At 72.7% G+C, this 5,423-nt stretch carries 5 protein-coding genes and 1 pseudogene; 3 read left to right on the forward strand and 3 right to left on the reverse strand.

Annotated elements, in window-relative coordinates:
* Positions 1–106 precede the first annotated feature (106 nt).
* The 3 genes from ACFU7Z_RS35475 to ACFU7Z_RS35485 all read right to left on the reverse strand — a co-directional run bounded on the left by ACFU7Z_RS35475 (position 107) and on the right by ACFU7Z_RS35485 (position 3,083).
* Positions 107–1,468: a hypothetical protein gene (locus tag ACFU7Z_RS35475; RefSeq protein WP_380782121.1), complete on the reverse strand. Its 1,362-nt coding sequence runs from the start codon at positions 1,466–1,468 to the stop codon at positions 107–109.
* Between the two features lie 196 nt (positions 1,469–1,664).
* A complete protein-coding gene (locus tag ACFU7Z_RS35480; RefSeq protein ID WP_049656484.1) occupies positions 1,665–2,435 on the reverse strand; it encodes a 1-acyl-sn-glycerol-3-phosphate acyltransferase in 771 nt (256 codons plus the stop codon).
* A gap of 222 nt (positions 2,436–2,657) precedes the next feature.
* Positions 2,658–3,083, reverse strand: coding sequence for a DUF4395 domain-containing protein (locus ACFU7Z_RS35485; protein ID WP_049656482.1), 426 nt, complete (start codon positions 3,081–3,083; stop codon positions 2,658–2,660).
* Between the two features lie 304 nt (positions 3,084–3,387).
* Here ACFU7Z_RS35485 and ACFU7Z_RS35490 point away from each other — a divergent pair, with 304 nt between their 5' ends.
* The 3 genes and pseudogenes from ACFU7Z_RS35490 to ACFU7Z_RS35500 all read left to right on the forward strand — a co-directional run.
* Positions 3,388–3,738: a TlpA family protein disulfide reductase gene (locus ACFU7Z_RS35490; protein WP_380782123.1), complete on the forward strand. Its 351-nt coding sequence runs from the start codon at positions 3,388–3,390 to the stop codon at positions 3,736–3,738.
* Between the two features lie 252 nt (positions 3,739–3,990).
* Positions 3,991–4,776, forward strand: a complete 786-nt coding sequence (locus tag ACFU7Z_RS35495; RefSeq protein WP_049656477.1) for an electron transfer flavoprotein subunit beta/FixA family protein — start codon at positions 3,991–3,993, stop codon at positions 4,774–4,776.
* A 45-nt stretch (positions 4,777–4,821) separates the two neighbouring features.
* Positions 4,822–5,423: pseudogene (locus ACFU7Z_RS35500) on the forward strand (electron transfer flavoprotein subunit alpha/FixB family protein); the annotation flags it as partial.

Genomic DNA, 5,423 nt, shown 5'->3' on the forward strand with positions numbered 1-5,423 from the left:
GGGGGGACCCTGTGGGAGAGTAGGACGCCGCCGAACAATTCTTCAGAAGAACCCCCATCCGGGTCCCGGATGGGGGTTCTTCGCGTTTTCAGGGCCGGGGCGAATCTTATTCGTCGGAGTCGGATTCGGGCTGCGGCTTCTCCGTGGGCGCCTGCCCCTGGGCCTGGGCGGGTTGCTGGGCATCGGGCCGCGGCGCCTGGGGTGCCTGAGGAGCCGACGACGCCTGACCCGAGGCCTGATCCGACGGTTGGGCCGTCGCCTGGACCTGGTCGGCGGGAGCCGCCGGGGCCTCCGCCGTCCCCCAGGCCGGCCGGCTGAGCCACTTGTCCGCGCTGTTGGTGAGACGGGCGACGCCCGTACCGTCCGGCCGCATGCTGTACAGGTCGGCGCCGGTGCCGGCGGGCGCCTGGGCGAAGACGATGGACTTGCCGTCGGGAGCGTAGGCGGCCGCGCCGTAGAAGGCGTCCGAGGGCGCGGGGGTGAGGGCGCCGACGGCGCTGCCGTCGGGGTGGACGGTGTAGATGCCGCCGCCGGGGGCGTTGTCGGGGCCGGCCGGGTAGGTGGTGAAGAGGATCTGGGTGCCGTCGGGGGACCAGTCCGCGCGGTCGCCGGCGCGCAGTTCCCAGGGGGTGAGCTGCCGCAGCCCGGTGCCGTCCGCGCTGACCACGTAGATGGCGCGGCTGTTGGCGGGCTGCCCCGTGGCGCTGGTGCGGTACTCGAAGGTGAGCTGTTTGCCGTCGGGGGACCAGCTGGGGTTGCTGACCGCGCCGGAGTAGGGCTTGTCGTTGGTGAGGAAGGTGAGCCGCTGGACGTCGGTGCCCTCGGGGGTCATCAGGTAGAGGTCGGAGTACTGGATCTGGTGGCTGCCGGACGGGTCCAGGGCGCCCCAGGAGCGGCTGAAGGCGACCTGCTTGCCGTCGGGGGAGAAGGCGGGGGCGCGTTCGTCCTCGTTGGCGCAGTCGGCGGTGCCGCTGTCGCAGAGCTGGTTGACCTGGTGCTCGGGGCCGCCGGCGGTGAGGACGGTCCAGAGCCGGGCGGTCCCGGTCTGCGGGTCGGTGCGGTCGAAGGCGATGGTGGCGCCGTCGGGGGACCAGTCCGGGCGGTCGTCGAGCGCGCGGGCCGGCGGCTGGGTGACCTGCTGCTGGCCGGTGCCGTCGGGGGAGAGGGTGACGATCGCGGTGCTGGTGCGGGCGGCGTCGGTGTAGGCGCGGCTGACGATCAGCCCGTTGTGCGCGGCGGCCGCGGGGGCTCCGACGGCCGCGCCGACCACGCCGGGGGTCGCGGCGGGTGTCGCCTCGGGGGTGGCGGTGGGGGTCTCCGGCCGGATCTCCGAGAGCGGGATCTCCCCGGGTTCGGCCCCGCAGCCGGTGAGCAGGGCGCCCAGAAGCAGAAGGCCCGCACCGGCGCTCGCGCGGGTGCGGGCCCTGCCCGTGGGTGACTGCCGTGTGCCGGTGGTGATCCGTGCCATCTCCGCCTCCGAGACTCTCGACCGCTCCGACGTGTGCCCCCGCCGAGGATTCAGGACGAAGGCCCCTGAAAGGAGCTGTCACTGTGTCAGACGGGGGACGTCGGCGGTCCGGCGACACGCGACGGACCGCGCTCGCTCGATCGCACGGAGTAGAGGGGAGTGGAGGGGAGAGGAACAGAGGGGAGCGGAGCGGGCCTCAGCCCCGGGCGGCGCGGCGCTCGGCCTTCGCGAGGGCCTCTGCCTCGTCCTCGGCCTCGGCGACCTCCAGGGTGGGCGCCGTGCCGCCGAGCTGGGCGGGCAGCCACCAGGTGTCGTCCGGGCCGGAGGGCTTGCCGGGGTACTCGCGCTGGGCCTGGTCGAGCATCTCGCTCATGGCGGCGCGCAGCCGCCGGGTGACCATCACGGGCTTGTCGTCCGGCCCGAGGTGGATCGGCTCGCCGATCATGATGGTGACCGGGACGTGCCGCTTGGTGAGGGTCTTCGGGCGGCCCTTGGTCCAGAGCTGCTGGGTGCCCCAGAGCACGACGGGCAGCAGCGGGGTGCCGGAGTCGGCGGCCATCCGGGCGGCGCCGGTCTTGAACTTCTTGAGCATGAAGGAGCGGCTGATGGTCGCCTCGGGGAAGACCCCGACCACCTCGCCGGCCTTGAGGGCGCGCACGGCGGCCTCGTAGGCGGGCTGGCCGTCGGTGCGGTCGACCGGGATGTGCTTCATGCCGCGCATCAGCGGGCCGGAGATCCGGTGCTTGAAGACGTCGTCCTTGGCCATGAAGCGGGTCTTGCGCTTGCCGCCGCGGTACGCGCCGAGGCCCGCGAAGAGGAAGTCCAGGTAGCTGATGTGGTTGCTGACCAGTACCGCTCCCCCCCTGGCGGGGATGTGTTCGGCGCCCACGATCTTGATCCGCGCGTCGAGCGCGCGGAAGGCGGTGAGTGCGGCGCCGATCACCGGCGGGTACACGAACTCTGCCACGGTCAGTCCTGACTTCCACGGGCCGGAGCCCGGTTCGGCGGGTACCCGCTCCGTTGCGCGGGCGGTGCCGACCGGAGTACGGCACTCCGCGGCGGTCACGGGTGATTCACGGAGATGATCCCCCGAACGAGTGCCTGCTGTCACCTGAGGCGTGCGGTCAAGTGGGTATTGCCGATGTGATCTCCGTGATGAATTCGAACGGGAACTTTTCGGCCGCTCGCATCAGGCGCGGGAGGTGAGGCGGCCCTGGGCGTGCCGGACCAGGGGGTAGAGCTCGCAGCCCACGGAGTAGCCGAACACGGCGTTGGCGAAGGCGGCGGTGAGGGCGGTCGAGGCGCCCATCACGCCGAGCCACGTCACCTCGGTGCAGTAGCCGAGGGTGCCGACCGCGGCGAAGACCATGAGGACGCCCTGGTCGAGGCGGAGCGGCCGTTCGTCCTCGGTGGCGGAGGGCGGTGCGAGCCGGGGCAGCACGAGCGCCTGGAACAGCCGGACGTACGGGGCCAGGCGCAGGCCGCCGAACGAGCCGAGGGCGAAGACGAGCGTCTGGGCTCCCAGTAGCGGGCAGCTGCCGGTGGCCAGGACGAGGGCCAGGACGATCGCGGTGAGCGCTGCGGCTAAGCGGGGACCGCGGGGATCGGTCTGCAACGGGGCTCCGGGTGGTCGCGACGGGCGGCGGCAGCGGCGGGGCGTCAGCGCCGTCGGTGGACGGTGGTCCTGGCCGGGGCGATGACGCGGCGGCGGACCGGCGGCGGCATCGGGTGGCGGTCGGAGTCCATCGGCCGATCGTACGTGTCCCGGCCCTGGCGGTCGACCGTGTTTCGGGCGCCGCGGGCGCTGCCGCAGACTGGGGGGATGACCGGGCCGACGGCGTGTGTTGTCGTGCCTCGACGGGGCCGGTCCCGGCCCGCCGTGGCCGGGGTGAAGGGCCGGGAGTGACGGGAGGACGAGGGTGAGCACCGAGGACGGGGCGGACGAGGTACCGCTGTCGGAGGCCGTACGGCTGTCGGGGGCGGAGCTGGGCGGGCCGCTCGGCGCGCGGGCGACGCTGGTGCAGTTCTCGACGGCCTTCTGCCAGCCCTGCCGGGCCACCCGGCGGGTGCTCTCGGAGGTGGCCGGGATGGTCGACGGGGTGGAGCACATAGAGGTGGACGCCGAGGAGCGGTTGGAGCTGGTGCGCCGGCTGGAGGTCCGGCGGACGCCGACCGTCCTGGTGCTGGACGGGGAGGGCCGGGTGGTGCGTCGGGCGGCGGGCCAGCCGCGCCGGGTGGACGTGATCGCGGCGCTCGGTCGCGTGGTGTGAGCAATCCGGCCGCAGGTGTTCCGCCCCGGCGGGTGGAGTCGGCCCCGCGCTGGGGCAGGATGGGCACAGGCGGCGGGAGCAGCCGCACGGCATAAGCTACTGGCCAGTAGTGACCACTGCACTACCGGCGAGTATGCTGCCAGGAAGTTCCGGACCGGCACGGGAATTCGCTGCCCGGAGCGGGTGCGTGCCGTGTTCGCGCCCGCTTGCACCGCCGCAGCCGCCGGACGAGACCAGTACAGGAGACAGGCCGTGAGCTTGAGGATCGTTGTCTGTGTGAAGCACGTGCCGGACGCGACGGGTGACCGTCGTTTCGCGGACGACCACACCACCGACCGGGAGGGTGTGGACGGCCTCCTGTCGGAGCTGGACGAGTACGGCGTGGAGCAGGCGCTGCGGATCGCGGAGGCGAACGAGGGCGCCGAGGTGACGGTGCTGACGGTGGGGCCGGACGACGCGAAGGACGCGTTGCGCAAGGCGCTGTCGATGGGTGCGGACAAGGCCGTGCACGTGAACGACGAGGACATCCACGGTTCGGATGTGGTCGGGACGTCGGCGGTGCTGGCGAAGGCGCTGGAGAAGGCCGGGTTCGACCTGGTGATCGGTGGCATGGCGTCGACGGACGGTTCGATGGGTGTGCTGCCGGCGCTGCTGGCGGAGCGGCTGGGTGTGCCGCAGGTGACGCTGCTGTCGGAGGTGTCGGTCGAGGGCGGCGTGGTGAAGGGTCGTCGGGACGGTGACGCGGCGACGGAGCTGGTGGAGGCGGCGCTGCCGGCGGTGGTCTCGGTGACGGACCAGTCGGGTGAGGCCCGGTACCCGTCGTTCAAGGGGATCATGGCGGCGAAGAAGAAGCCGGTGCAGTCGTGGGACCTGGACGACCTGGGCATCGAGGCGGACGAGGTCGGTCTGGCGGGTTCGTGGACGGCGGTGGAGTCGGTGGCGGCGCGTCCGGCGCGGACCGCGGGCACGGTCGTCAAGGACGAGGGCGAGGGCGGCAAGTCGCTCGCGACCTTCCTCGCCGACCAGAAGTTCATCTAGTCCCACCCGTTCGCGAACCCAACGATCGATCAGGAGCAACGAATCATGGCTGAGATCCTGGTTCTGGTGGACCACGCCGACGGCGCGGTGCGCAAGCCGGCCCTGGAGCTGCTGACCCTGGCCCGCCGTATCGGTGAGCCGTCCGCCGTCGTCCTGGGCGCCGGTGCGGCCGCGGCCGGCATCGCGGCGAAGGCCGGCGAGTACGGTGCGGTGAAGGTGTACGTCGCCGACGGCGCGGAGTTCGCCGACCAGCTGGTCGTCCCGAAGGTGGACGCGCTGGCGCAGATCGCCAAGGCGAACGACGTGGCCGCGGTGCTGGTGACGTCCTCCGGTGAGGGCAAGGAGGTGGCCGCGCGCGTCGCGCTGCGGATCGGCTCCGGCATCATCACCGACGCCATCGACCTGGAGGCCGGCGACGGTGGTCCGGTCGCCACCCAGTCGGTGTTCGCCGCGTCCTTCCAGGTGAAGTCCAAGGTCACCAAGGGCGCGCCGGTCATCACCGTGAAGCCGAACGCGGTCGCCCCGGAGGCCGCTCCGGCCGCCGGTGCGGTGGAGGACGTCGCCGTGGCGTTCACCGGCAACGCCGCCAAGGTCGTCTCGCGCACCCCGCGGGTGTCCTCCGGCCGTCCCGAGCTGACCGAGGCCGC

Origin of the sequence: Kitasatospora sp. NPDC057518, from assembly GCF_042802075.1 — a bacterium.
GTDB lineage: Bacteria > Actinomycetota > Actinomycetes > Streptomycetales > Streptomycetaceae > Kitasatospora.